Below are 23,655 nucleotides of genomic sequence, written 5' to 3' on the forward strand. Positions count from 1 at the left end.
GAGGTCAACACCCGGCACCCTGAGAGGGACGCGGAGGGCCGGGCGTGAACCGCCGGGCGCGGGCATACGTTCCAAGGCCATGGCGTCTCGACTGCTGCTCGCCCTGCTGCTGTCCCTCGGGCTTCTGGCCGTCACCCCGGGCACGGCGTGCGCCTGCTCGTGCGCGATGCTGCCACCGGCCGAACAGGTGAAGGAGTCGACGGCCGTCTTCACCGGGACGGCGGTGGCCGCCCTCCGCATGGAGGGCGACCCGATGGGCCCCGAGCCGCCGATCCTGTACACCTTCCGCGTCGACCGCGTCTACAAGGGGCCGGTGTCCGCCGAGGTGACGGTGGCGTCCAGCAGCATCAGCAGCGCCTGCGGGTACACCTTCGAGAACGGGTCGCGGTACCTGGTGTACGCGCGGGCGGGCGGCGACGTGGTCGGCGCCCCTCCCGACGCGGACATCGCCTTGCGGACGGGACTGTGCCATGGCAACCGGAACATCCGCCCCGGCACGGGCCCGCTCCGCGTCGCCGACGACCTCACCGCCGGGGAGAGACTGACCGCCGAGCACCTCGCCGCCCTCGGCCCTGGCAGGAAGCCCGCGGCCGGCACCCCCACCACGCGGCCGTCGGACACACCCTCCAGCGCGCCGTCTTCACACACGCCGTCCGGCACGCCGCCGTCGGCCGGTCCGCTCCCGCCCGCGACGCCCTCGGCCGGCACCCCCTCCCCGGCCGCCACGGCCTCGCCCTGGCTGTACGCCGGCGCGGCGGTGGCCGCGTCGGGGCTGGCGTTCGCGGCCTGGCGCCGCACCCGGAGGCGACCGGAGCGCTGAGCCGGCCACCGGCGTCCATCCAGGGCAGACCGGGCAGGCGCGACGCGCCCGCGTCCCGGGGAGAGCGGGCGCGCCCACGTCCCGGGAAACCGGAAGACGGGAAGACGGCCGCGCCCACGTCCCGGGAGACCGGGAAACCGGACGCGCCTGCGGCCCGGGAGATCGGGAGACGGGAGGCGCCCGCGTCCGGACCCCCTGGGCCGGCGAATATTCCGATGCTGGATCGAGAGGGTTGACCGTATATTGCCCCTGATTCAGTTCCGGGGAGGCGCCGATGGAGTTCCGTCTGCTCGGCCCGGTCGAGGCGTGGCACGAGGGAGTCCGGCTGGCGCTCGGAGGCCCCAAGCCCCGCGCGCTGCTCGCGGCCCTGCTGCTGGAGCCCGGCCGCGTGGTGTCGGCCGAACGGCTGATCGACCTCCTGTGGGACGAGCGGCCCCCCGGCTCGGCGCGGGCGCTGATCCAGACCTACGTCTCCACGCTCCGCCGCCGTCTCGGCGAGGCGAACGGCGAGGAGATCATCGAGACGAGGCCTCCCGGCTACCTGATCCGGCTGCGGGACGAGCAGCTCGACCGCCTCATGTTCGGCCGCCTGGTCGAGGAGGGCCGCCAGGCGACCGGCGACGGACGGCACGCCGAGGCGGCGCGGGCGCTGGGGGCGGCGCTGGCGCTCTGGCGCGGGGAGGCGCTGGGCGGCATCGGGGACGTCCTGCGCTCAGAGGCGGCGGCGCTCGACCAGAAGCGCCTGGACGTGACCGAGGAGCGGATCGCCGCCGAACTGCTGACGGGCCGGTACGGCGGGTCGTCGGCGGAGCTTCGCGCGATGGTCGCCGCGCACCCGCTGCGCGAGCGGGCGCGCGGCCAGCTCATGACGGCGCTCTACGGCCTGGGCCGCCAGAGCGAGGCGCTGACCGTCTACCACGAGGGCAGGCGCGCGCTCTCCGACGAGCTGGGCATCGACCCCGGCCCCGAGCTGCGGCGCCTCTACGAGATGATCCTTCGCGGCGAGCCCGCCACCCCGAACGGCGCGCCCGCCGGCCACGACACACGGCCCACCAAAGCACCACCCGACCGGACAGACCTCATCGAAGCACCAGCGGCCCACACACGACTGCCCGCAGCGTCCCCGGCCCCCACACGACCGTTCGCAGCGTCGCCGGCCCCTCTCGATGCGCCGCCCGCCAGGGCCCGGCCCGCCGGAGCGCCGGCCGCCCGCGAACACCCCGCCGCGTCACCGCCCACCCGCACGCGGCCCGCCGGAGCGCCGCCCGCCGAGGCCGGGCCCGTCGAATGGCGGCCGGAGGTGGTCCCCGCCCAGCTCCCGCCCTGCGTCGCCGACTTCACCGGCCGCACCGCCGTGGCGGGCGACATCGCCGGCAGGCTGGCGGCGCCGGGGCACGGCCCGCCGGTCTTCGTCATCTGCGGAAAGGCCGGCGTGGGCAAGTCGGCGCTGGCGGTCTTCGCCGCCCACGCCGCCGCCGGCGCCTACCCCCACGGCCAGCTCTTCGTCGACCTGCGCGGCTGCACCGACTCCCCGGCCACCTCGCAGGAGATCCTGGCGCGCTTCCTGCGCGCGCTGGGCGTGGCGCCCGCGTCCCTGCCGGAGTCCTTCCAGGAACGCCTCGACCTGTACCGCAGCATCCTGTCGCGGCGCCGGGTCCTCATCGTGCTCGACGACGCGCGCTCGGAGCGGCAGGTCAGGCCGCTGCTTCCCGGCGGCAGGGGCTGCGCCGTCCTGGTCACCTCCCGCGGCAGGTTCCCCGGCCTGGACGGCGCCCAGGCCGTGGACCTGGACGTGCTGGAGGAAGCGGCGGCGACCGAGCTGCTGGCGTCCATCGTCGGCCGCGAGCGCATCGCCGCCGAGCCGCAGGCCGCCGCCCGGATCGTCCACCTGTGCGGCCGCCTGCCGCTCGCCATACGCACCGCCGGCGGTCGGCTGGCCACCCGGCGGCACTGGCCGCTCACCACGCTCGTGGAGCGGCTGAGCGACGAGCGCCGCCGCCTCGACGAGCTGTCGGCCGGCGACCTGGAGGTGCGCTCCAGCGTCGCCTTCAGCTACCGCCTGCTGGACGAGGAGGCGAAGAAGGCGTTCCGCCGGCTGGGCACGCTGGGCGTGTCCGACTTCCCCTCGTGGATCGTGGCGCCGCTGCTCGACCTGCCGGTGCGTGACGCCGAGGACGTCGTGGAGCGGCTGGTCGACGCCCAGCTCCTGGACCACACGGCGGTGGACGCCGTCGGCCAGGTGCGCTACCGGCTGCACGACCTATTGCGCGTTTACGCCTACGAGCGCGCCGAGGCCGAGGAACCGGCCGAAACCCTGCGCGAGGCCGTCTCCCGCGTGCTGGGTCAGTGGCTGTACCTGGTGGCCCACGTCGCCGAGCGCACCCCGCCCGGCGAGATCCAGCTCCGCCGCGAGTACGCGACGGCCCGCCCGGTCAGCGGCGAGCTGGCCCTGCGGCTGCTGGCCGACCCGGTGGCCTGGCTGGAGACCGAGACGCCGGCCCTCATCGCCGCGATCGAACGCGCCGCCGCGATGGACCTGGACGTGGCCGCGTGCGACGTGGCGGTGGCGCTCTCATTCTCGGTGTTCTTCGTCCGCAACCGGCTGGCCGAGTGGAGCAGGAGCCACACGGCCGCGCTCGCCGCCGCGCGCCGCGCCGGCAACCGCATGGGCGAGGCGATGCTGCTGGCCGCACACGGCCAGATCTGCTACGAGATGGACCAGTACGAGCAGACGGGCGCCTACTTCCGGCAGGCTCTCGCCCTGTTCACCGAGGCCGGTGACGTGCGCGGGCAGGCCGTCGTCCTGGCGGGGCTGGGCGGTGCGTACCGCGAGTCCAGCCGGTTGCGGGAGGCCATCGGCCACCTGAACAGGTCCGCCGCCGTCTTCCGTACGCTCGGCGACGACGCCGCGATCGGGCAGACGGCCCGGCTGGCGGCCAGCGTCCACCTGGAGCTGGGCGACTACGACGTCCTGCCGGCCATGCTGGGGCAGGCGCTGGACGCCTACCGCCGGGTGGGCAGCAAGCGCGGCGAGGCGCTGACCCTGCGCACGATCGGGCTGGCGCACCGGGCGGTCGGCGACCACGCGCGCGCCGAGGAGCTGTCCTCTCGCGCCCTGCGGCTGTTCCAGGAGGTCGGCGACCGGTTCATGTCGGCGTACGCCGTGCAGGCGGTGGCCAAGGCGCGCATCCGGCAGGGAACGGGCGACTCGACGCGGCCGTGCCTGCGGGAGGCCCTCGCCCTGTGCCACGTCCAGGGCGACCGGTGGGGCGAGGCGCTGATACGGCGCACCATCGGCGAGCTGCACCTGGCCGCGGGCCGGTGGGAGCCGGCGCGGGTTCACCTGGAGGAGGCCATCGCCATGTCGGACGCCCTGAACACGCCGCTGGCGTCCGCCCGGGCCCGGCGCGACCTGGCGGCGGTGCTGGAGCTCACCGGTGAAGCGGAGGGGGCGCGGCTGCTGCTGGATCGGGCGAACGAGGTCTTCGCCCGCTACGAGGCGCGCGAGCACGTGGAGCTGACCAAGGGCGAGGGGCCGCCCTCGCGGCTCGACCTGCCGGAATGAGCCGCGACGGCCCGCCGCCGTCACCCTTCGCATACGACGATGACCGGCTCCGTGTGCCGGAGCCGGTCATCTGGCCGGGATTCTCAGAGGTACATTCCGCCGAGGACGAGGCGGTTGTTCTGCCAGGAGAAGTTCGGGTTGAGACCGGTATTGAAGAACACCACCACGTCACCGTTCGGACGGACCTGCACCAGGTCGTCCAGGCCGTCGTCGTTCACGTCGCCGGTCTTGATCTGCGCCTTGTCGGTGATGCCGCCCAGCACCAGCCGGTTGTTCTGCCAGGAGAAGTTCGGGTTGAGACCGGTGTTGAAGAACACCACCACGTCACCGTTGGGACGGGTCTGCACCAGGTCGTCCAGGCCGTCACCGTCGAAGTCGCCGGCCTTGATCTGACCCTTGTCGGTGATCCCGCCCAGCACCAGCCGGTTGTCCTGCCAGGAGAAGTTCGGGTTCTGACCGGTGTTGAAGAACACCACCACGTCACCGTTCGGACGCACCTGCACCAGGTCGTCCAGGCCGTCACCGTCGAAGTCCCCGACGTTGATCTGACCCTTGTCGGTGATCCCGCCCAGCACCAGCCGGTTGTCCTGCCAGGAGAAGTTCGGGTTCTGGTCCTGGTTGAAGAACACCACCACGTCACCGTTCGGACGGATCTGCAGCAGGTCGTCCAGACCATCACCGTCGAAGTCACCCACCCGGATCTGCGACGGATCGGTGATCCCACCCAGCACCAGCCGGTTGTTCTGCCAGGAGTAGTTCGGGTTCTGACCGTTGTTCCAGAACACCACCACATCACCGTTGTCACGCACCTGGACCAGATCGTCCAGGTCATCCCCGTTCAGGTCACCCATCTGCACCCGATGACCGTCGGGGCCCGAGGTGGCGCCGACCGGCTCGGAGTAGCCGGCGATGTCGGCGTCGCTCCTGCTGTAGCTGTTGGCCTTGATCCGGTCGCCGCTGTTGCCCTCGATGGTGTAGACCGTGCTGCCGTCGGAGGAGGTGACGATGCCGACGTGGTCGATGTCGCCGCTCTGGTCCCAGTCGAAGACGATCGCGTCGCCGGGCTGGGGGGCGTAGCCGCCGGCCCGGGTGTGCCAGGTGCCGTGCTCGGTGCCGTACTCCTTGAACGACGCGGCCCAGCCGGTGAGGACGCCGCCGTCGCCCTCGGCCACGTCGGCGTGGGTCACGCCCGCGTTCTTCCAGACGTACTTGGCGAAGTCCGCGCACCACTCGCTCTTGCGGAACTGGACGCCGTCTCCGGTCCCGCATCCGGAGGCCGGTATCCAGGTGCGGAACACCCCGGTGTAGAAGTTGCAGTTGCTGCCCGCCGGCCGTTCGACGTTGCGGGCCGAATCGCCGAGCTCGGCCTGGGCGACGGCGACGATCTGGCTTCTGGTCGTGGCCGCGGTGGCCGACTGCGTGGTCGTGGCGGCGAGGCCGGCCAAGAGGAGGGCGGACGCGCCGAGCCCGGTGGCCAGGCGCTTGAGAATCTGATTCACGGTGATGCCCTTCTGGGGAATTCGGGGAGACAGAGCAGAGAACTCAGGAGGACAGCGCGCCGAAAGGAATCTCGGGCGGCTCAGAGGTACATTCCGCCGAGGACGAGGCGGTTGTTCTGCCAGGAGAAGTTCGGGTTGAGACCGGTGTTGAAGAACACCACCACGTCACCGTTCGGGCGGACCTGCACCAGGTCGTCGAGGCCGTCGTCGTTCACGTCGCCGGTCTTGATCTGCGCCTTGTCGGTGATGCCGCCCAGCACCAGCCGGTTGTTCTGCCAGGAGAAGTTCGGGTTCTGACCGGTGTTGAAGAACACCACCACGTCACCGTTGGGACGGGTCTGCACCAGGTCGTCCAGGCCGTCACCGTTGAAGTCGCCGGCCTTGATCTGACCCTTGTCGGTGATCCCACCCAGCACCAACCGGTTGTCCTGCCAGGAGAAGTTCGGGTTCTGACCGGTGTTGAAGAACACCACCACGTCACCGTTCGGACGCACCTGCACCAGGTCGTCCAGACCGTCACCGTCGAAGTCCCCGACGTTGATCTGACCCTTGTCGGTGATCCCACCCAGCACCAACCGGTTGTCCTGCCAGGAGAAGTTCGGGTTCTGGTCCTGGTTGAAGAACACCACCACGTCACCGTTCGGACGGATCTGCAGCAGGTCGTCCAGACCATCACCGTCGAAGTCACCCACCCGGATCTGCGACGGATCGGTGATCCCACCCAGCACCAGCCGGTTGTTCTGCCAGGAGTAGTTCGGGTTCTGACCGTTGTTCCAGAACACCACCACATCACCGTTGTCACGCACCTGGACCAGATCGTCCAGGTCATCCCCGTTCAGGTCACCCATCTGCACCCGATGACCGTCGGGGCCGGCCAGGTGGGGGGTGATGGTGTCCACGATGATCTGCGCGTCCGCCGCCTGAGGCTGGTAGCGCTCGGGGAAGGCCGACACCTGGACCCGCTGGCACACCTCGCCGACGGGCGCGGTCTTCCAGGAGTCGCCGGGGTACAGCGACAGCATCTTGTTCAGGAAGGCGTTGGTCGCCCACACGGGGTCGAGCCGCTGCGCCCGGGTGCCCCAGGACGCCCGCTGCTGGAAGAGGCCCAGGCTGTCGTGGTCGAGCTCCTCGGCGACGTTGTCGATGCTGGCCTCGACGATCGTCGTGGTGATCGCGATCACCGCGGCGCGCGGGTCCAGCCCGCGGTCCTTCACGGTCTTGACGACCATGCGGGCGCAGGACACGCGGTAGGCCGACATGTAGCCGCGCATCTTGGCGTTCAGACGGCTGTTGAGCTGCGTGGCCAAGCTCGCGTCGGTGGACGTGGGCCCCGCCGGGTCGCACGCCGCGAGCTCTCTGGCCGCGGCGACGTCCGAGGCTTTCGGCTCGGGACCGGCGGCCATCGCGGCCGTCGGAGCGGTCAGCGCGCCGAGCGCGAGCATCCCGCCGACCAGACCGCTGAGCAAAGGAGTACGCCGGCGCTTTTCTCGGGAGACGCCCATCGGGAGTTCCTCATTTCATGTCGTCAACCTGACACGACACAAACTCCTCGACAGCACTACAAAAGCACTACAAAACTTCCTCAAGGCGTCTATAAATCGCCTTATAGGGCCTTTCCAAGCGTTTCCCATATCAGAAGCGAGAAGTCGCGTGCCCCGAGGGCTTGACCTCAACGGCGATTGAGGGTGAAGACTTCGCTCACCGGCGAACCGAGAGGACCACCATGGAGCAGCGGCCTGAAGTGCGCGACAGCCCTCAGGATTGGGTGGCCGAGCATGTGCGGCGATACCTGGCCACCGACGGCGAGCAAGGCCACGACTACCTGGGCTATCCGACGCTCCTGATCACCACCCGCGGCCGCAGGACCGGCGTCCCGCGCAGGACCGCGCTCATCTACGGCAGGGACGGCGACCGCTACATCGTCGTCGCCTCCAACGGCGCCTCCGCGCACGACCCGAACTGGTACGCCAACCTCCTGGCCGACCCCGAGGTCGAGCTCCAGGTGAGGGCCGAGAGGTTCCCCGCCCGAGCCCGCCCGGCCACCCCGGGAGAACGCCCGCGCCTATGGGCCCTGATGGGCGAGATCTTCCCGACCTACGACGAGTACGCCGCCACGACCCCCCGCGAGATCCCGATCGTCATCCTGGAACCTCCCACCCCCGAACCGGCGCCCGGCGCCTGAAGCCCTCGCCGTCCTGCGGCGCTGACGCCCGCGGGGATCACGGCACGTCGACGACCTCGACCGTCCACGGGCAGGACGCCATGATGTCCAGGTGGAGGTACCCGCCCGATACTGGTGTTCCTCGCCCCGCTGCCGCTGTCCCTCAGTAAAACCTGGCGTTCACCCGCTGAAGACGGTTGCGAGGAGGGCCGGGCCATCGGCACTGCCACAGCGGTAGGTTCGGCCGACGGGGACTGCGCCGAAGGGGTGGCGCTTCTCGCGCACGTGCCGGACGCCTGCTTGTCACGCGGACGTGCGCGCCGCCGGACCGTCATCCATCCACCTCCCTGCCGGAGTCTCCGTGGACGGCAGCGTTCTGAGCGATCTGGTCAGATGACGGAGTTGCGCCTGAGGATGGAGAGGGCGTGCACGGTGGTGTAGCCGCGCCACTCCAGGGCGGCGGCCGGGGAGTAGCTGGCGAAGTCGACGCTCCAGCCGCCGTCGTCCTGCTGGCCGTGGGCCAGGCGTTCCAGGTCGGCGGCGACGACCTCGGGGGCGAAGAGCATCCGGGCGGGGCCGTCGGGGGCGGGGGCGAAGTCCAGCGGGCGCATCATCTCGTCCTCCAGGCCGCCCTGGACGTGCACGAGGCCGTTGGCGGGGATGTGCCGGGAGAGGGTGCCCAGGAGCACGGCCGCCCGTGGGCGGGAGGCGTGGACGGTGTCCAGGAGGCGGATGGCGAAGGCGAGCTCGAGGGCGTGGGGGGTGTCGCCGATCGCCTCTATGGCGTCCATGCAGTAGTCGGTGGCGCGGGCGAGCCAGGGGTGGGCGGCGACGGCGGGGTCGTGCGCGGCGGCCTGGTGGGCGGTGAGCGCGACGATGGCGGTGATCTGCAGCGACGAGACCGACGGGTCGGCCCCGGCCCAGAACGGGGCGGTGCCGGTGGGGTCGGCGACGGGCAGCGCGAACGGCAGCCCGCCGTCGGGCAGGGTCACCGAGTCGAGCCAGTCGCACAGCGCCACGGCGTGCGGCCACGTCACCGCCCCGGCGTCCCCGAACACCTCGAACGCGTGCAACGCGGCCCCCGGCTGGCTCTCCGGCGCCCGCAGGTCGGGCTCCAGCCCCCACCCGTACCCCCCGTCGGCGTTCCGGTACCCGTCCAGCGCACCCAGCGCCGCCTCCGCCCCGGCACCCCCCATGAGCAGCTCGAACCGTCGCCGGTCGAGAACCCGGGCATGTCCCGTCATGAACGCCCGTGCGGCGCGCAGATCGACTTCCATACGCCCACCCTGCACCATGAGGCACGACGGTTCACGCCGTACCCGTCGGATCAACCCCCGACCCGCGCCCGGACCGACCACCAACCCTGCCGCCGCCGAGGCGCGCGGCGAGGGATCGGGCCGGCGGGCCGGTGCGGGCTGTGGAATGCCGAGCCCGTCAAGGAGACGAACAGCGAGACACCGGGCAGAACCTAGCTAGACGGAGGGACCAATCGGGGGCCGTGTCCTGCCTGGAGGGGTGGGCACGGACCTACTAGCGTCGTTGCCATGACGCGAAGCGGGTGCGGGGCGTGACGCGGGTGGGTGAGGTGCGGCGGCTGGCGGAGGGGACGCCTCCGGAGCGGGATCGGTATGTCGATCTGGTGCGGGCCTTCGCCATCGGGGCGGTGGTCGTCGGGCACTGGCTGGCCGTGTACGTCACCCACGAGGGCGGGCGGTTCCAGGGGCGCAGCGTCCTGGAGGTCGTGCCGTGGACGCACCCGCTGACGTGGGCGTTCCAGGTCATGCCGCTGTTCTTCCTCGTCGGCGGGTACGCGAACGCGGCCTCGTTCACCTCGCACCTCAGGCGCGGCGGCGACGCCACCGGCTGGGTGCTCGACCGCGCGGCCCGGCTGGTCCGTCCGACGGCGGTGCTGCTGGCGGGGCTCGCCGTGGCCGCTCTGGTCGCCGGGTGGCTGGGGGTCGCCCCTGAGCTGATCGGCGTGGCGGTGTGGCTCGCGTCGATCCCGCTGTGGTTCCTGGTGGCCTACATCGCCGTGGTCGTCCTGACGCCGCCCATGTTCGAGCTGCACCGCCGCGCCGGGCTGGCGGTCCCGATCGGCCTGGCGGTGCTCGTGGGGCTGGGCGACCTGGCCCGGCTCGTGCTCGGCGTCCCGTACGTGGGACAGGCGAACTTCCTGCTGGCGTGGCTGGGGGTGCACCAGCTCGGCTTCGCCTGGCGGGACGGGCGCCTGCCGTCCCGGCCGGGGGTCGCCCTGCCGCTGGCCGGGGCAGGTCTGGCCGCGCTGCTGTTGCTGACGGTGGCCGGCCCCTACCCGGTCAGCATGGTGGCGTTCGCGGGCGAGGAGGTGCAGAACACCTCCCCGCCGACGCTCGCGCTGCTGGCCCTCGCCGTCACGCAGACGGGCATCGCGCTCCTGCTGGGCGACCGCGCGGGCCGGTGGCTCCGGCGCCCCGGTCCGTGGACGGCCGTGGTCGGGGTCAACTCGGTCATCATGACCGTGTTCCTCTGGCATATGACCGCCGTGGTGTTCGGCGTCCTGGCCCTGTACGGAACCGGCCTCATGCCCCAGCCCGCCCCCGGCTCCGCCGCCTGGCTGCTCCTGCGCATCCCCTGGCTGGCGTGCCTGGCGCTGATCCTCGCCGTCCCCGTCCTCGTCTTCGGCCGCATCGAACAGCGCAGCGTACGCCGGAACGTGAGCGCCTCCCCGACGTCCCAGCCGCCGGATGTCCACGGGCCGGACCAGACGATGGCCCGGCACACGAGCGGGCCGAAGTTCGGCGTTCATCCCGTGCTGACGGTCGTGGGGGCCGCCGCCGTACTCGGCGCCCTGCTCTCCATCGCCTTGGCGGGCTCGTCGTACCACGGCCCCACCGGCCTGCCAGCCGGATCCCTGGTCGTGTTCTTCGCCGGAATGGCCCTCCTGTCGTTCATCCGCCGACGCCACCCCGGCTGAGCACCGCGAACGGCCGCCAGGTCTCCCGCCGTAGGACGGCGCCGACTTCACCGCACCACCACTCACCGTCCCGGCGCCGGTGGAGGGTTCCGTGGGGTGCGGCGAGGAGGGTGGCCTGCCCGGCCTGTGGGCACGGCCCGCGAGGGCGTCCGTCTGTGGCGGCGCCGGCTCCTACCGGTGCCGGGTGAAGCGCCATGGGGGGTCACGCTCCACGGGGGTCGGAGGGCGGATCGGCACAATCTGGGCGAGGACTGGCTCCCGGACCACCGAGGACAACCACCTGCGCGACGACGCCGGCCTGCAAGGCGAGAGGCGCCCGGAGAAGACCGCGCCGAAGGCACCTTTCAAGGGCGCCGCCTGGGTGAGGGCAAGGGGTGGCCGGGGTCAGATCACCTCGAAGTCGGCCATCATGGCCATGTCCTCGTGTTCCAGGTTGTGGCAGTGGAGCATGTAGCGGCCCCGGTAGCCGTGGAAGCGGGCGAGGACGTCGACGACCTCGTACGGGCGGACGTCGACGGTGTCCTTCCAGCCGGTGTCGGTGGGGGCGGGGGCGCGGCCGTTGCGGGTCAGGATCTGGAAGTGGGCCAGGTGGGTGTGGACGGGGTGATGGAAGTCGCTGGTGAAGCGCCATACCTCGGTGGTGCCGAGGCGGGGGCGCGCCAGCGGGGTGCCGGGGGTGAAGTGGCGGCCGTTGATGGTCCAGGCGGCGTTCTCCAGGCCGGTCCTGCGGAAGTCGAAGCGGCGAGTGGCGGCGGCGGATGAACGGTCGGCGGGCGGGACGGCGGCCAGGCGGGAAGGCACCGCGCTGTCGTCGGCGGCCCGGCGGGCGACGCGGAAGCGCATCACATCACGGGCCGAGCCGGTGGCCAGGGTGTTGACCATCGTCACCTCGGCGCCCACGGGGTACCGGGAGAAGTCGACGACCACGTCGAACCGCTCGGCCGGGGCGACGGTGATCGCGGTGTGGGCCACCGGGGCGGCCAGCAGCCCGGCGTCGCTGCCCACCTGGACGAAGCTCCCGCCGGGGGTCAGCTCCAGGCGGTAGCGGCGGGCGTTGGAGGCGTTGAGCAGCCGCAGCCGGTAGCGGGCCGCGTCCACCTCCAGCACCGGCCAGGGGGCGCCGTTGACGAGGATCACGTCGCCCATGACGCCCTCCATGTACTCGCCCTCGACGCCGGGGCGGCCGAGCAGGGTGGGGTCCAGGGACGGGTAGCGGAACGAGCCGTCCTCGGCGAAGGCGCGGTCGCAGATCATCAGGGGGAGGTCGCGCTCGCCCTCCGGCAGCGGCAGGGCGTCCTCCTCCTCGTCGCGCACCAGCAGGAACCCGGCGAGGCCGCGCCAGACCTGCGGCGCGGTGAAGTCCATGCGGTGGTCGTGGTACCACAGCGTGGCCGCCGGCTGGTCGAGCGGGTAGACGTAGTCCTTGGCGCCCTGGTGCGTCGTCAGCGGCGGGGGGCCGCCGGGCATGGCGTGGTGGCCGTGCGCGCCGGGCGCCGGGGCGCGGTACCCGGCGGGGACCACCAGGTCGGTGGGGTAGCCGTCGGAGCCGGGCGGGGTGACGCCTCCGTGCAGGTGCGTGGAGGTGGGGACGGGCAGCTCGTTGCGCACGCGGACGATGGCGGGGGTGCCCCGGCGCAGGTCGAAGGTGGGGCCGGGGAAGGAGCCGTCGAACCCCCACACCTCCGTCCGGGTCCCGGGGATGATCTCCACCATGGCCGGGCGCTGCACCACCTCGAACCGGCCCGGCCGCACCGGGACGGCGACGCGTGGGACGGGCAGCGGCACGGTGTACGGCCGCGGGAGGGGCAGGGCGCTGGTCAGCAGCTCCCCCGACGTCTGCCTGGTGAGCGTCCCGCTCCGGCCGACGGCCAGCCCCGTGCCGCCCAGCGCCACCGCCCCGCCGAGGCCGCCCAGGGCGCCGAGGAAGCCCCTGCGCGAGAGCGTGCGCCCCTTCCCCGAACCCGGGGCGGGAAGTCCGCGGGCACTCATCTGTCCTCCTCGCTGGCACGCCACGTCCACGCGCCGGGTACGGCCGACGCGCTGGAGATCGTCTTTCGGGCCCCGCCGCCCCACCGGCGGGAGGTCGCCGGGGGCGTCACTTCGCCTCCGCGCGCAGGGCGCGCCAGGTCCAGGCGGTGATGACGGCGGAGACGCCGAAGATGGCCACTCCCAGAGGGATGTGAGCGGCGACGACCCGGCTCTGGCCGAGGAAGATCTGACCGGTCTCCATGACCATGAGGCCGACACCGGCCCAGACCGGGCGGGACGGGCCCCTCCCCCGGCGCCACAGCAGTACGGCGGCGGCGAGCTGCAGGGTGAGCAGGGCGAAGGTCGTGTTGGCGTTGTCGCGGTGGACGCCGAGCAGGTCGACCTCGCCGGTGACGAACATCCCGGCGAGGGTCGCCTGCCCGAGCACGGCCAGCAGGTGGCCGGTGGCCGTCAGCCTGAGCGCCCAGCGGATCCAGCCGGGCGCGGACGCGGGCGACCCTTCCGTGGCGGGTGCGGGCGGGCGGTTCGCGGTGGACGTGGGTGAGGGGCGCTGGGGGGACGGGGCGGGGGCGGGCGGGGACGGGCGTGCGGGGGTTCGGCCCGACGCGGGTTCGTTCATGAGGGAATGGTGGCGTGAGCAGGCGTGGCGGTCGTCCCACCGGGGATGGTGCCCGGCGCTACACCCACGGGGGTAGACGGGCGCGTGGCGGGACGGGTGTACACCCGGGGGTGTACGGGCGATCTCCGCCCGGGGGCTGACCAGGGGGGCGGCGGCGTCACCTAATGTGTGTCGCGTGGACAGCCGGAGAGCCGACGCGCTGCTGGCGCTGGGGGTGCTGACGGGCATCGTCGCGGGCACCTACGGGGAGCTGTCCTACTCCGGTCCGGGAGAACGGCCCCTGGACGCGCTCGGCCTGGTGCTGATCTTCATGGCCTCGGCGGCCCTGGCGTTCCGGCGCGGCGCCCCGCCGGCCCTCGCGTTCCGGGGCGGCGCGCCGGTGGCCGTGGCGGTGGTGACGGGGGTGTGCGCCGTCGGCTACTACGGCCTGCGGTACCCCGGCGTCTTCGCCCTGGCGCCCGCGCTCATCTCGCTCTACACCGTCGCGTCCCTCGGCCGCAGGAGGGCGGCGATCGGGCTGGCGGCGGCGCTCGGCGCGGGCGTCTACGGGTTCGTCGCCCTGTCCACCCGGGATCCCGCCCCCGGCGACGGCGTCAACCTGCTGAGCGGCTGGCTGGTCGCGATGGTGGTGGCCGGGGACGTGGCCGGGAACCGCCGCGCCTACCTGCGCGAGGTGGAGCGGCGGGCCGAGGAGGCCGAGCGCACCCGGGAGGAGGCCGCGTTGCGCCGGGCAGGCGAGGAGCGGCTGTGGATCGCCCAGGAGATGCACGACACGCTCACCCACGCCATCTCGGTGGTCAACGTGCAGGCGGCCGTCGCGTCCGAGCTGCTCGACCGTGATCCCGAGCGGGCCCGGGCGGCGCTGGTCGCGGTCCGGGAGTCGGGCCAGGAGGCGATGCGCGAGCTGCGCGCCACGCTCGGCGTGCTGCGCCAGGCCGACCCCGACGGCCCGGAGGCCGGGCTGGCGCGGCTGGGGCGCCTGGTGTCCCGGGCGGAGGCGGCGGGCCTGCCGGTGGAGTCGCGGGTCGTGGGCGATCCGCGCCCGCTGCCGCCCGAGGTCGACCGGGCGGCCTACCGCATCGCGCAGGAGGCGTTCACCAACGTCCTGCGGCACGCCGGGGCCACGTCGATCACCCTGACGACCGAGTACCACCCCGCCGCGCTGGTCCTGCGCGTCGAGGACGAAGGCGAACCCTTGGGCCACGGGGACGCCGGCGAGCCCTTGGGCGACGAGGACAACCGCGAGCCCTCGGGCCACGGGGACGACTGCGAGCCCTTGGGCGACGCGGTCGAGCCCGGGATGGGGCTGATCGGCATGCGCGAGCGCGCCGTCGCCCTCGGCGGTTCGTTCACCGCCGGCCCCCGCGGACGAGGCGGCTTCGCCGTCCGCGCCGAGCTGCCCCTCGCGAGACGGCCGTGACCGGCGCCGGGTACGCGACCGGCGACGGGGCGGGCGGGCCCGCGGTGATCCGGGTGCTGCTGGCGGACGACCAGCCGCTGATCCGGGCCGGCTTCCGTGCGCTGCTGGAGATGTCCGGAGACGTCGTCGTGGTCGGGGAGGCCGGCAACGGGGTGGAGGCCGTGGAGATGTGCCGGCGGCTGCTGCCCGACGTGGCGCTGCTCGACGTGCGGATGCCGCTGCTGGACGGCATCCAGGCGACGCGCCGCATCGGGGCCGCTCCCGAGCTGGACGGGGTGCGGGTGGTGATCCTGACCAACTACGCGCTGGACGAGTACGTCTTCGCCGCCCTGCGCGCGGGCGCCGCCGGCTTCCTTCTGAAGGACATCGAGCCCGCCGAGCTGACGCGGTCGGTGCGGGTGGCGGCGGGCGGCGACGCCCTGCTGTCGCCGTCGGTGACGCGCCGGCTCATCGAGGAGTACGTCTCCACCCCGCCGCGCCCGTCCGTCGGGCAGGCTCTCACGCGACTGACCCGGCGCGAGCGCGAGGTGCTCGTCCTGGTGGGCGCCGGGATGTCCAACGAGGAGATCGGCGCCCACCTGTTCATCAGCCACGCGACGGTCAAGACCCACGTGAGCCGGGCGATGGCCAAGCTGGGCGCCCGCGACCGCGCCCAGCTCGTCGTGGCCGCCTACGAGTCGGGCCTGGTCACCCCCCGCACCGGCGGCTGACCCGCCGGAAAGGGGGGCGACAGGCTCGACGTCATGGCTCAACGCCGTCGCCCGCGCAGGGCCCGACGGGGCGACGGGCCCGCCGTCGTGGCGAACGCACACCCGCCCGCGCAGGGTCGGACGGGACGACCGGCCCGCCGTCACGACGACGCACACCCGCCCGCGCAGGGCCGGGCTCGACGTCGTGGTGAGGGTGGGCCGTGCGGGCGGGTCAGTGGCAGGCGTGCGACTCGCCGCCGTAATTGTCGTGGTGCGGGAACTGGCTGACGTGCTTCTGGCGGCCCAAGAAGGTGAAGTCGAGGGCGTTGTAGGTGGTCAGCAGGATCTCGGGGCCGCGGCCGTAGGTGGAGTAGGTGTGGAAGACGCGGTCGCCCTCGCGCAGGAAGACGCTCAGGGCGTGGCCGTCCTGGTCGTTCTGGGCGAAGAAGCCCATGTTCTTGCGCTCCAGCGTCTCCTTGTCCATGTAGTTGTACTCGACCGGCGCCACCGCCTCGTCGTTGCTGGCGTGGAAGTCGTAGTTGAAGTCGCTGCCCTGGGAGGAGTACCACGGCACGTTCCAGCCCATCCGCGTCCGGAACCGCTCGATGGACGCGAGCGGCGCCCGGGAGACCAGCGCCAGCGAGGTGTCGCAGCCGTGCAGGTGGCGCAGGTCGCCGAGGCTGTCGACCACGAAGGAGCAGCTCGTGCAGCCCTGGTCGGTGTCGCGGACCCACATGAAGTGGTAGATGATCAGCTGGCGGCGCCCGGCGAACATGTCGGCGAGGCCGGCCTTGCCGTCCGGCCCCTCGAAGACGTAGTCCTTGTCGACCTCCACCATCGGCAGCGCGCGGCGCTGGGCGCTGACCGCGTCGCGCAGGTGCGTCGCCTCCTTCTCCTTGGCGAGCAGCTCCTTGCGCGCGGCCAGCCACTCCTCGCGGGAAACGACCTGCGGTGACTCCATCGGCTTCTCCTCGTCGTGTCGGCGGTGCCCCCGAGCGTGGGCGGCCGTCAACCCCGCCCGGGTCCATGACATCCCTCGCGGGGCCCGCCGTCCAGGCCATCGCCGGGGTTGAGGGGTGTCACGGCCGCGGTCAGCGCAGTTTGGGGTCCAGGGCGTCGCGGACGACGTCGCCCAGCAGCAGGAAGCTCAGCACGGTGGCGGTGAGGAACAGCGCGGGGAAGACGAGCAGGTGCGGGTACTCGGCGAAGAACGACTGGGCCACGTTGAGCTGCAGCCCCCACGACACGTCGGGGTACTGCAGACCGACGCCCAGGTAGTCCAGGGTGGCCTCGCCGGAGATGACGTTGCCGACGTTGAGCATGGCCACCACGAACACCGGGGCGATGGAGTTGGGCAGGATGTGCCGGAACATGATGCGCGCGTGGCCGGCGCCGAGGGCGCGGGCCGCCATCACGTAGTCGGTGTCGCGCACCGCGATGACCTGCCCGCGCATGAGCCGGGTCATGGTCGTCCATCCGAGCAGCACCAGCACGAGCGTCATGGCCCAGATGCCGTGGCCGGGGAACGCGACGAGGATGACGGTGGCGCCGAGCACGAAGGGGATGCCGAAGAAGACGTCGGTCACCCGGGAGAGCACGGCGTCAAGCACGCCGCCGTAGTAGCCGGCGAGCAGGCCGAGCAGGACGGCGATCAGCAGGGAGAAGAGGGTGACGGACAGGCCGATCAGCACGGACGCGCGGGTGCCGTGCACCATCTGCGACCAGTAGTCGCAGCCCTGCAGGTCGTACCCGAACAGGGCGCCGCCGCCGGGGCCCTTCTTGGACATTCGCAGGTTGCAGTTCTCGTGCGGGCCGAGCCTGGCGAACAACGAGGGGAACGCCGCCATGGCGCAGGCGACGAGCAGGATGGCCGCCGCTACCCAGAACAACACCCGGCCGCGCAGCTCCAGCCACGCGTCGTGCCACAGCGAGCCGCGCGGCTCGTGCGCGGGCTCGGGGCCCGCCGCCTCCGCGGACGCCTTGAGGTCAACCACGGCGGATCCTCGGGTCGAGCACGCCGTACAGCAGGTCGACGACGAGGTTGGCGGCCATGAAGATCATGACGAGCAGGGTGATGACGCCGACGACGACGGGGCCCTCCTGGAGCTGGATGGACTGGAAGACCTGCTGGCCGATGCCGGGCAGGTTGAAGATGCCCTCGGTGACCACGGCGCCGGCCATCAGGTTGCCGATGTCGATGCCGAGGTAGGTGACCACGGGGATCAGGGAGTTGCGCAGCGCGTGCCTGCCGATGATCCGCGAGCGGGGCATGCCCTTGGCCGCGGCCGTGCGCACGTAGTCGGCGCGCAGGTTCTCCACCACGCTGGTGCGGGTGAGCCGCGCGACGTAGGCCAGGCCGAACGAGCCCAGCACCATGCCGGGCAGCAGGTAGCTGTACGGCCAGCCCTCGTCGGTGCCGGCGGTCGGGAACAGGCCCAGATTCAGGCCGAACACGATCTGGGCGGTGTAGCCGACGACGAAGACCGGGACCGCGATGACGAACGTCGTCCCGGCCAGCACGGCGGTGTCGGCCATCTTGCCGCGGCGCAGCCCGGCCACCACGCCGAGCGCGATGCCGACGACCAGCTCGAAGATCCACGCGGTGGCGGCGAGCTGCGCGGTGACCGCCCAGCGGTCCTGCAGCAGCTCGCTGACCTCCTGCCCGGTGAAGGTCTGCCCGAGGTCGCCGCGCAGGAACACCCCGGCCATGTAGAGGCCGTACTGGACGATCAACGGCTCGTCCAGGTTGTACTGCGCGCGCAGCGTCCGGATCACCGACTCCGGCAGCGGCTTGTCGCCGGCGAGCGCCAGGATGGGGTCCCCGGGCAGGGACCACACCATGGCGTAGATCAGGAAGGTGGTGGCCACGAAGACCGGGACCGCCTGGAGCAGGCGGTAGACCGCGTACCTCACCGAGCGGCCCCCGGAGGGCCCGGCGGCGCGGGCCGGGGCGTGGCACGGGGGGACCCCGCGCGGCGCGCGGCCGCGTGCGGGGTCCCGGTGGGGCGCATTCCTACTTGACCGTGATCGTGTCGAGGTTCGGGCTGTAGGCGTCGATCTTGACGCCGCCGATCCGGTTGGAGTAACCGGCCTGGTCCTGCCAGTTCCACAGCGGGATCATCGGCATCTCGGCGAGCGCGAGGTCCTCGGCCTGCTGGTAGAGCGGGATGCTGGCCTCCATGCTCGGCGCCGCGTTGGCCTGCGCGATGAGGTCGGTGAACGCCTTGCTCTCCCAGCCCATGCGGTTGCCCTCGCCCCACATCGACTCCAGGTAGTTCTGCGGGCTCGGGTAGTCCATCACCCAGTTGTTGCGGTACGGGCCCTCCTGCCGGTGCTCGCGCAGCGTGGACAGGTAGTCGGCGGCCGGGATCTTGCGGAACTGGATGTCGGCGACGCCGAGGTTCTGCTTGAGCTGGTTGGCCACCGCCTGCATCCACTGCTCGTAGCTGGGGTCGGCGTTGGAGAAGTAGAGCTGGAGCGTGCCGCTGAACCCGCCGGCCTTGTCGAACAGCGCCTTGGCCTTGGCGGGGTCGTACACGCAGGCCTCGCCGCAGGCGTTCTCGCGGTATCCGGGCACCAGCGGCGCCACCAGCGAGGCCATCGGCTTGAAGGCGCCGTTGAAGACGGCGTCCACGATGCCCTGGCGGTCGATCGCCATCGAGAACGCCTTGCGAAGGTCGGCACTCTGGAAGCGCTTGTCGTACACCGGGAAGCCAAGGTAGTCCATCGTGCCGCTCGGGGTGGGCACGAAACGCTCGCCGAGCAGCTTCCCGGCCTCGGAGGCGCTCGCGGGCGGGATGGTCTGCAGCAGGTCGACCTTGTTGGCGCGCAGGTCGGTGTAGGCGGTGTCACGGCTGGCGTAGATCTTGAACAGGACGCCGCCCGCCTTGGCCGGGCGCGGGCCGGCGTACCCCTCGAACCGCTTGAGCTTGATCTGCTGGTTGTGCGACCACTCGCCGTCGAGCGCGAACGGCCCGTTGCCGATCGGCTTCTGGTCGAAGGCCTTCAGGTCGGCGAAGGCGGCCTTCGGCATCGGCGCGAAGCCGGTGTAGGCCAGCGTGATGGGGAACTGGCTGAACGGCGCGGTGAGCCTGACCTCCAGCGTGGCGGGGTCGACGACCTTGAGCCCGCTGAGCTTGTCGGTCTCGGGCTTGGCGCCCTCGGCCTCGGGGTTGAGCTTGTCGTAGCCCTCGACGTTGGCGAAGTAGTAGTTGTTGGTCCAGGCGTTCGGGCCGTACGCGGCGGCGTTCCAGGCGTCGGCGAAGCTCTCGGCGGTGACCGCCTCGCCGTTGTGGAACTTCTGCCCCGACTTCACCTTGATCGTCCAGGTCTGCTGGTCGTCGCTCGTCACCGACTCGGCGGCGCGCATCTGCGGCTTGCCGCTGGGGTCGATGACCACCAGCGTGTCGAACAGCGCCTGCAGTACGGTGATCGAGTAGCTGCTCGACGTGTTGCCGGGGGTGAGGTGGTCGGGCTCGGTGAGTGCCACGGAGAACTGCGCTGCGGCCTGTCCGCCCTGGTCACCGCCGGAGCCGCCCGTGTCGCCGCCGGAACCGCCGCACGCGCTCACCGCGAGCGCCGCCGCGAGGAGGACGGCGGCACCTCTCGACTTCCGTACTACCGTCACTGTTCCTCTGCCTCTCCGTCGCCCCGGCGTGATGCCGGAGAGGCTAAATAGCCGAACAAGGGTCTGCATCGGAAGGTTTACGTATTCCCCTCGCCACCGAGCGTCCGGCAAGCTGATCACGGAGGATCGATGGATCTGATCACCCTCAACTCCCGGCATCTCCACGCGTTCACCGAAGTGGGGTTCCAGGTGGCCGGAGGGTCGGGGGCGCACGGGGCGATGACCGCCCTGCGGAAGATCATCCCGATCGAGGCCTACGAGTTCGTCGCGTTCGACCCCGCCACCGGACGCCACCGCAGCCTGGTGTCCTCCGGGTACACGCGGGTCGACGACGACGCCGCCGAGGAGTACGCCGGGCTGGACCCCTACCGGCGCGCCATGGCCTCCCGCGTCCCGCTGGCCATGGGCTCGCCGGGCACCGAGCGGTACTACCGCAGGCACCTGCAGCCCTACGGCTGGCTGTCGGGCCTGACCGCGCCGCTGTTCGTGGGCGACGAGCGGTACACGGGCCTGCTGCACGTCAACTCCCGGGAGGCGCTGCCGCCCGAGACGACGACGGTGCTCAGCGCGGTGTCGTGCACCCTGGCCCACGTGACCGACCTCACGCGGTGCGTCATCGACCCGCTGGGCCTGCCGCCGGGCTTCCACGCGGTGGCCTTCGAACGCGGCGGGCGCCGGCGCGCCGTCGCCGGGTGGCCGCTGTCGGAGGCGATCGGGCGCGAGCCCGCGATGGCGTCCCTGGCGGCCAACTTCCTGGACTCGCGGGAGCTGTCGCGGCGGGGGCTGTGGCTGGACTCCACGGGCCAGTGGCGCGAGGTCCGCGTGCACCGGGCCGGCGTCGGCTTCCACGGCGCCATCCAGGGGGCGGTCGTCGCCGAGCGCCCCTGCGTGGTGCCCTACGACCTGACGGCGCGCGAGGTAGAGGTGCTCACGCGGGTGGCGCTGGGCGACTCCAACCCGCAGATCGCCGCGGCGCTGGTGCTCAGCGTCCGCACGGTGACCACCCATTTGGAGCACATCTTCACCAAGCTCGGCTGCGACAGCCGCACCAGGCTGACCACCAAGGTCCTCGCCGAAGGGCTGTGCCGCCTCGACCTGCCCTGAGCGCCGGGCTCACCGGCGCAGGACGGTGCGCCGGGAGCCGTTGGAGGCGGCCGGCCCGGTGTTGGCGAGATCGATGTGCATCTCGAACCAGACGTTGTTCGTCCCCGCCTCGCGGATGAAGCCCCAGCGGTGGGCGAGCGCCTCCAGCAGCAGCAGGCCCCGGCCTCCGCTGTCCAGCGGCGAGGACGGGCGCCAGCCGAACGGCGGGTCGACCGACCCGGCGTCCTGGATGGCGATCCGCACCCAGTCGGCCGCGTAGGACACGCACAGCGTGAACGTGCCGCCGTCGCCGGAGTCCGAGTGCACCACCGCGTTGGTGGCGATCTCGCTCGTCAGCAGGACGCAGTCGTCGTGCAGCGGGTGCCGAGGCCCGACCGCCAGTGACACCAGCCGCCGGGCCCGCGCCACCGCGTCGGGATCGCCGGCCAGGTGTAACACGCGGTCGCTGGCCGGTTCGGCCCTGCCGTACCCCGATGAAGTCATACGACCCCCCCGTCAGTGATCTGCCCGCACGATGTAAGGACGCGGGAATCATCCGTAGAGATGTCGCGAAAAGGTAGGAACCTGGTCGCCACGGAGAGCGTGCGACTGTCCTGAGTGAAGGTCAAGCGCCGCCGCTGGGGAGCCGGGGATCGGTGGGGCCGCTGTGCGGTGGCCGCGGGCCCCGGTCGTGCCCCGCGGCGAACCGGACGCGGCGCTCAGACCCCCGAGGCGGGCAATGGCGGCGGGATGGGGGTGTCCAGGTCGCCGGAGTCGTCGTTGTCCTCGTCGAAGATGTCGGCGGCCGAGCGGACGATCAGCGGGTCGGGCGTGCCGACCACCTTGTCGTCCCTGCCGTCGTACTCGAACTGGCTCAGGACGTACCGCATGGCCTCGATGCGGGCGCGCTTCTTGTCGTTGCTCTTGATGACCGTCCAGGGCGCGTCCTCGGTGTCGGTGTTGAGGAACATGTCCTCCTTGGCCCTGGTGTACTGGTCCCACTTGTCGAGCGACTGCAGGTCCATCGGGGAGAGCTTCCACTGCCGCACGGGGTCGACCTGGCGGATGATGAAGCGGGTGCGCTGCTCGCGGTGCGACACCGAGAACCACAGCTTGACCAGGTGGACGCCGTCGCGCACCAGCATGCGCTCGAACAGCGGCGTCTGCAGCATGAACTCCTGGTACTCCTCGGGAGAGCAGAAGCCCATGACCCGCTCGACGCCGGCGCGGTTGTACCACGACCGGTCGAACAGCACCATCTCGCCCGCGGCCGGCAGGTGGGCGACGTACCGCTGGAAGTACCACTGGGTGCGCTCGCGCTCGCTGGGCTTCTCCAGCGCCACGACGGTCGCGCCGCGGGGGTTCAGGTGCTCCATGAACCGCTTGATGGTGCCGCCCTTGCCGGCGGCGTCCCGTCCCTCGAACAGGAGCACCAGGCGCCCGCCGGTGTCCTTGATCCAGTACTGGAGCTTCAGCAGCTCGATCTGGAGCAAGCGCTTGGTCTGGTCGTACTCCGAACGCGACATGCGCTCGGTGTAGGGGTAGTGCTCGCGCCAGGTGTCGACCGTGCGCCCGTCGGAGTACAGCAGGATGGGGTCGTCGTCGTCGCTGGCGTCCACCCACAACCCGGGAGTCTGGTCGATCAGCTCGCTGGATTCGGCGGCTTCTCGCACGGGCAGGATTTCCGAAGGTCCCGAGGTCATGACGCCAGCATTACATACCCGCACAAGCGCTTCGACCGCCGCCCGAGGGCCTTGATCAGGCCCGTTCGGCCGCCTCTTTGATGCCGCGCAGCGTCCGGCGCATCCCCTCGACCATCAGGCCCTCGCGGTCGCGCCCGAGGAACCCGGTCGAGAGCAGGGCGAGCACCGGCGCGGGCGGGGCGCCGATGTGCTCGCGCCACTCGCACAGGATGGTGCCGCCGCACTCGGGGGCCAGCCGGTAGCCCCAGCGCATGCGCGACAACCCCACCTCGAAGGTGAACCGCCGGGGACGCTCCCACTCGACCACCGTGCAGGTGGTGGCCCAGTGGAGCAGGCCGTGGCGGTTGAGCCCCCGGAAGGAGGCGCCCAGATGCCCTCCGACGCCGGCCAGCCAGTGGCCGCCGACGTTCTCCGGGCTCCACTCGCCGTAACGCGTGATGTCGGTCACCAGCTCCCACACGATTCTGGGGGGCGCGTCGATCCTCAGGCATTCCTCGTCCACTGCTGTCCCTCCTCGCGCGGCACCG

The 23,655-nt window shown here is 72.0% G+C and carries 19 protein-coding genes and 1 pseudogene; 7 read left to right on the forward strand and 13 right to left on the reverse strand.

The window, feature by feature from the left end:
• The first annotated feature begins 79 nt into the window (after positions 1-79).
• Together PYR91_RS35185 and PYR91_RS35190 are read left to right on the forward strand one after the other, a co-directional pair.
• Positions 80-820 (forward strand): hypothetical protein, encoded by a 741-nt coding sequence (locus tag PYR91_RS35185; RefSeq protein ID WP_279787139.1) that lies wholly within the window; start codon positions 80-82, stop codon positions 818-820.
• Positions 821-1,094: 274 nt separating this feature from the next.
• Entirely contained in the window at positions 1,095-4,385 is a 3,291-nt protein-coding gene (locus tag PYR91_RS35190; protein ID WP_279787141.1) for a BTAD domain-containing putative transcriptional regulator, read from the forward strand.
• An 83-nt stretch (positions 4,386-4,468) separates the two neighbouring features.
• Here PYR91_RS35190 and PYR91_RS36445 read toward each other — a convergent pair whose 3' ends face one another.
• From PYR91_RS36445 to PYR91_RS35200, 3 genes and pseudogenes are all read right to left on the reverse strand, one after another.
• Positions 4,469-5,236, reverse strand: coding sequence for an FG-GAP-like repeat-containing protein (locus PYR91_RS36445; protein ID WP_347944010.1), 768 nt, complete (start codon positions 5,234-5,236; stop codon positions 4,469-4,471).
• A gap of 99 nt (positions 5,237-5,335) precedes the next feature.
• Positions 5,336-5,884 (reverse strand): annotated as a pseudogene (locus tag PYR91_RS36450) (CHAP domain-containing protein); the annotation flags it as partial.
• An 80-nt stretch (positions 5,885-5,964) separates the two neighbouring features.
• Positions 5,965-7,386, reverse strand: coding sequence for a VCBS repeat-containing protein (locus tag PYR91_RS35200; RefSeq protein WP_279787145.1), 1,422 nt, complete (start codon positions 7,384-7,386; stop codon positions 5,965-5,967).
• Between the two features lie 263 nt (positions 7,387-7,649).
• Here PYR91_RS35200 and PYR91_RS35205 point away from each other — a divergent pair, with 263 nt between their 5' ends.
• Positions 7,650-8,066 (forward strand): nitroreductase family deazaflavin-dependent oxidoreductase, encoded by a 417-nt coding sequence (locus PYR91_RS35205; RefSeq protein WP_279787147.1) that lies wholly within the window; start codon positions 7,650-7,652, stop codon positions 8,064-8,066.
• 368 nt (positions 8,067-8,434) lie between these two features.
• Here the strand turns inward: PYR91_RS35205 and PYR91_RS35210 are convergent, their stop codons facing one another.
• On the reverse strand, positions 8,435-9,322 hold the full coding sequence (locus PYR91_RS35210; RefSeq protein WP_279787149.1) for a hypothetical protein: 888 nt from the start codon (positions 9,320-9,322) through the stop codon (positions 8,435-8,437).
• 290 nt (positions 9,323-9,612) lie between these two features.
• Between PYR91_RS35210 and PYR91_RS35215 the strand changes: the two genes are divergently transcribed.
• Positions 9,613-10,998: an acyltransferase gene (locus PYR91_RS35215; protein WP_279787152.1), complete on the forward strand. Its 1,386-nt coding sequence runs from the start codon at positions 9,613-9,615 to the stop codon at positions 10,996-10,998.
• A gap of 384 nt (positions 10,999-11,382) precedes the next feature.
• Here PYR91_RS35215 and PYR91_RS35220 read toward each other — a convergent pair whose 3' ends face one another.
• Together PYR91_RS35220 and PYR91_RS35225 are read right to left on the reverse strand one after the other, a co-directional pair.
• Positions 11,383-12,987, reverse strand: a complete 1,605-nt coding sequence (locus tag PYR91_RS35220) for a multicopper oxidase domain-containing protein (protein ID WP_279787154.1) — start codon at positions 12,985-12,987, stop codon at positions 11,383-11,385.
• Between the two features lie 106 nt (positions 12,988-13,093).
• Complete coding sequence (locus PYR91_RS35225; RefSeq protein WP_279787156.1) at positions 13,094-13,606, reverse strand: hypothetical protein; 513 nt, start codon at positions 13,604-13,606, stop codon at positions 13,094-13,096.
• Between the two features lie 175 nt (positions 13,607-13,781).
• Here PYR91_RS35225 and PYR91_RS35230 point away from each other — a divergent pair, with 175 nt between their 5' ends.
• Together PYR91_RS35230 and PYR91_RS35235 are read left to right on the forward strand one after the other, a co-directional pair.
• A complete protein-coding gene (locus PYR91_RS35230) occupies positions 13,782-15,026 on the forward strand; it encodes a histidine kinase (RefSeq protein WP_279787158.1) in 1,245 nt (414 codons plus the stop codon).
• 44 nt (positions 15,027-15,070) lie between these two features.
• On the forward strand, positions 15,071-15,736 hold the full coding sequence (locus tag PYR91_RS35235; RefSeq protein ID WP_279787185.1) for a response regulator transcription factor: 666 nt from the start codon (positions 15,071-15,073) through the stop codon (positions 15,734-15,736).
• Positions 15,737-15,947: 211 nt separating this feature from the next.
• Here the strand turns inward: PYR91_RS35235 and PYR91_RS35240 are convergent, their stop codons facing one another.
• The 4 genes from PYR91_RS35240 to PYR91_RS35255 form a co-directional block, all read right to left on the reverse strand.
• Positions 15,948-16,676, reverse strand: a complete 729-nt coding sequence (locus PYR91_RS35240; RefSeq protein ID WP_279787160.1) for a DUF899 domain-containing protein — start codon at positions 16,674-16,676, stop codon at positions 15,948-15,950.
• A gap of 130 nt (positions 16,677-16,806) precedes the next feature.
• Positions 16,807-17,709 carry an ABC transporter permease gene (locus PYR91_RS35245; protein ID WP_279787163.1) on the reverse strand — a complete coding sequence of 301 codons (903 nt, stop codon included), beginning with the start codon at positions 17,707-17,709 and terminating at the stop codon, positions 16,807-16,809.
• Positions 17,702-18,628 (reverse strand): ABC transporter permease, encoded by a 927-nt coding sequence (locus PYR91_RS35250; RefSeq protein ID WP_279787165.1) that lies wholly within the window; start codon positions 18,626-18,628, stop codon positions 17,702-17,704. Before PYR91_RS35250 ends, PYR91_RS35245 begins: the two co-directional genes overlap by 8 nt.
• Before the next feature lie 100 nt (positions 18,629-18,728).
• Positions 18,729-20,342: an ABC transporter substrate-binding protein gene (locus PYR91_RS35255; protein ID WP_279787167.1), complete on the reverse strand. Its 1,614-nt coding sequence runs from the start codon at positions 20,340-20,342 to the stop codon at positions 18,729-18,731.
• Positions 20,343-20,471: 129 nt separating this feature from the next.
• Here PYR91_RS35255 and PYR91_RS35260 point away from each other — a divergent pair, with 129 nt between their 5' ends.
• The gene (locus PYR91_RS35260) at positions 20,472-21,446 is read left to right on the forward strand and encodes a LuxR C-terminal-related transcriptional regulator (protein ID WP_279787169.1); all 975 of its coding nucleotides are present in this window, start codon (positions 20,472-20,474) and stop codon (positions 21,444-21,446) included.
• Between the two features lie 9 nt (positions 21,447-21,455).
• On the opposite strand, the gene PYR91_RS35265 is transcribed toward PYR91_RS35260, so the two are convergent.
• The 3 genes from PYR91_RS35265 to PYR91_RS35275 form a co-directional block, all read right to left on the reverse strand.
• Positions 21,456-21,929 carry an ATP-binding protein gene (locus PYR91_RS35265; protein WP_279787171.1) on the reverse strand — a complete coding sequence of 158 codons (474 nt, stop codon included), beginning with the start codon at positions 21,927-21,929 and terminating at the stop codon, positions 21,456-21,458.
• A 215-nt stretch (positions 21,930-22,144) separates the two neighbouring features.
• On the reverse strand, positions 22,145-23,128 hold the full coding sequence (ppk2, locus tag PYR91_RS35270) for a polyphosphate kinase 2 (RefSeq protein WP_279787173.1): 984 nt from the start codon (positions 23,126-23,128) through the stop codon (positions 22,145-22,147).
• Positions 23,129-23,183: 55 nt separating this feature from the next.
• Positions 23,184-23,630 (reverse strand): SRPBCC family protein, encoded by a 447-nt coding sequence (locus PYR91_RS35275; protein WP_279787174.1) that lies wholly within the window; start codon positions 23,628-23,630, stop codon positions 23,184-23,186.
• Positions 23,631-23,655 lie beyond the last annotated feature (25 nt).

Origin of the sequence: Sphaerisporangium sp. TRM90804 (assembly GCF_029846175.1) — a bacterium.
Classification (GTDB): Bacteria; Actinomycetota; Actinomycetes; order Streptosporangiales; family Streptosporangiaceae; genus Sphaerisporangium.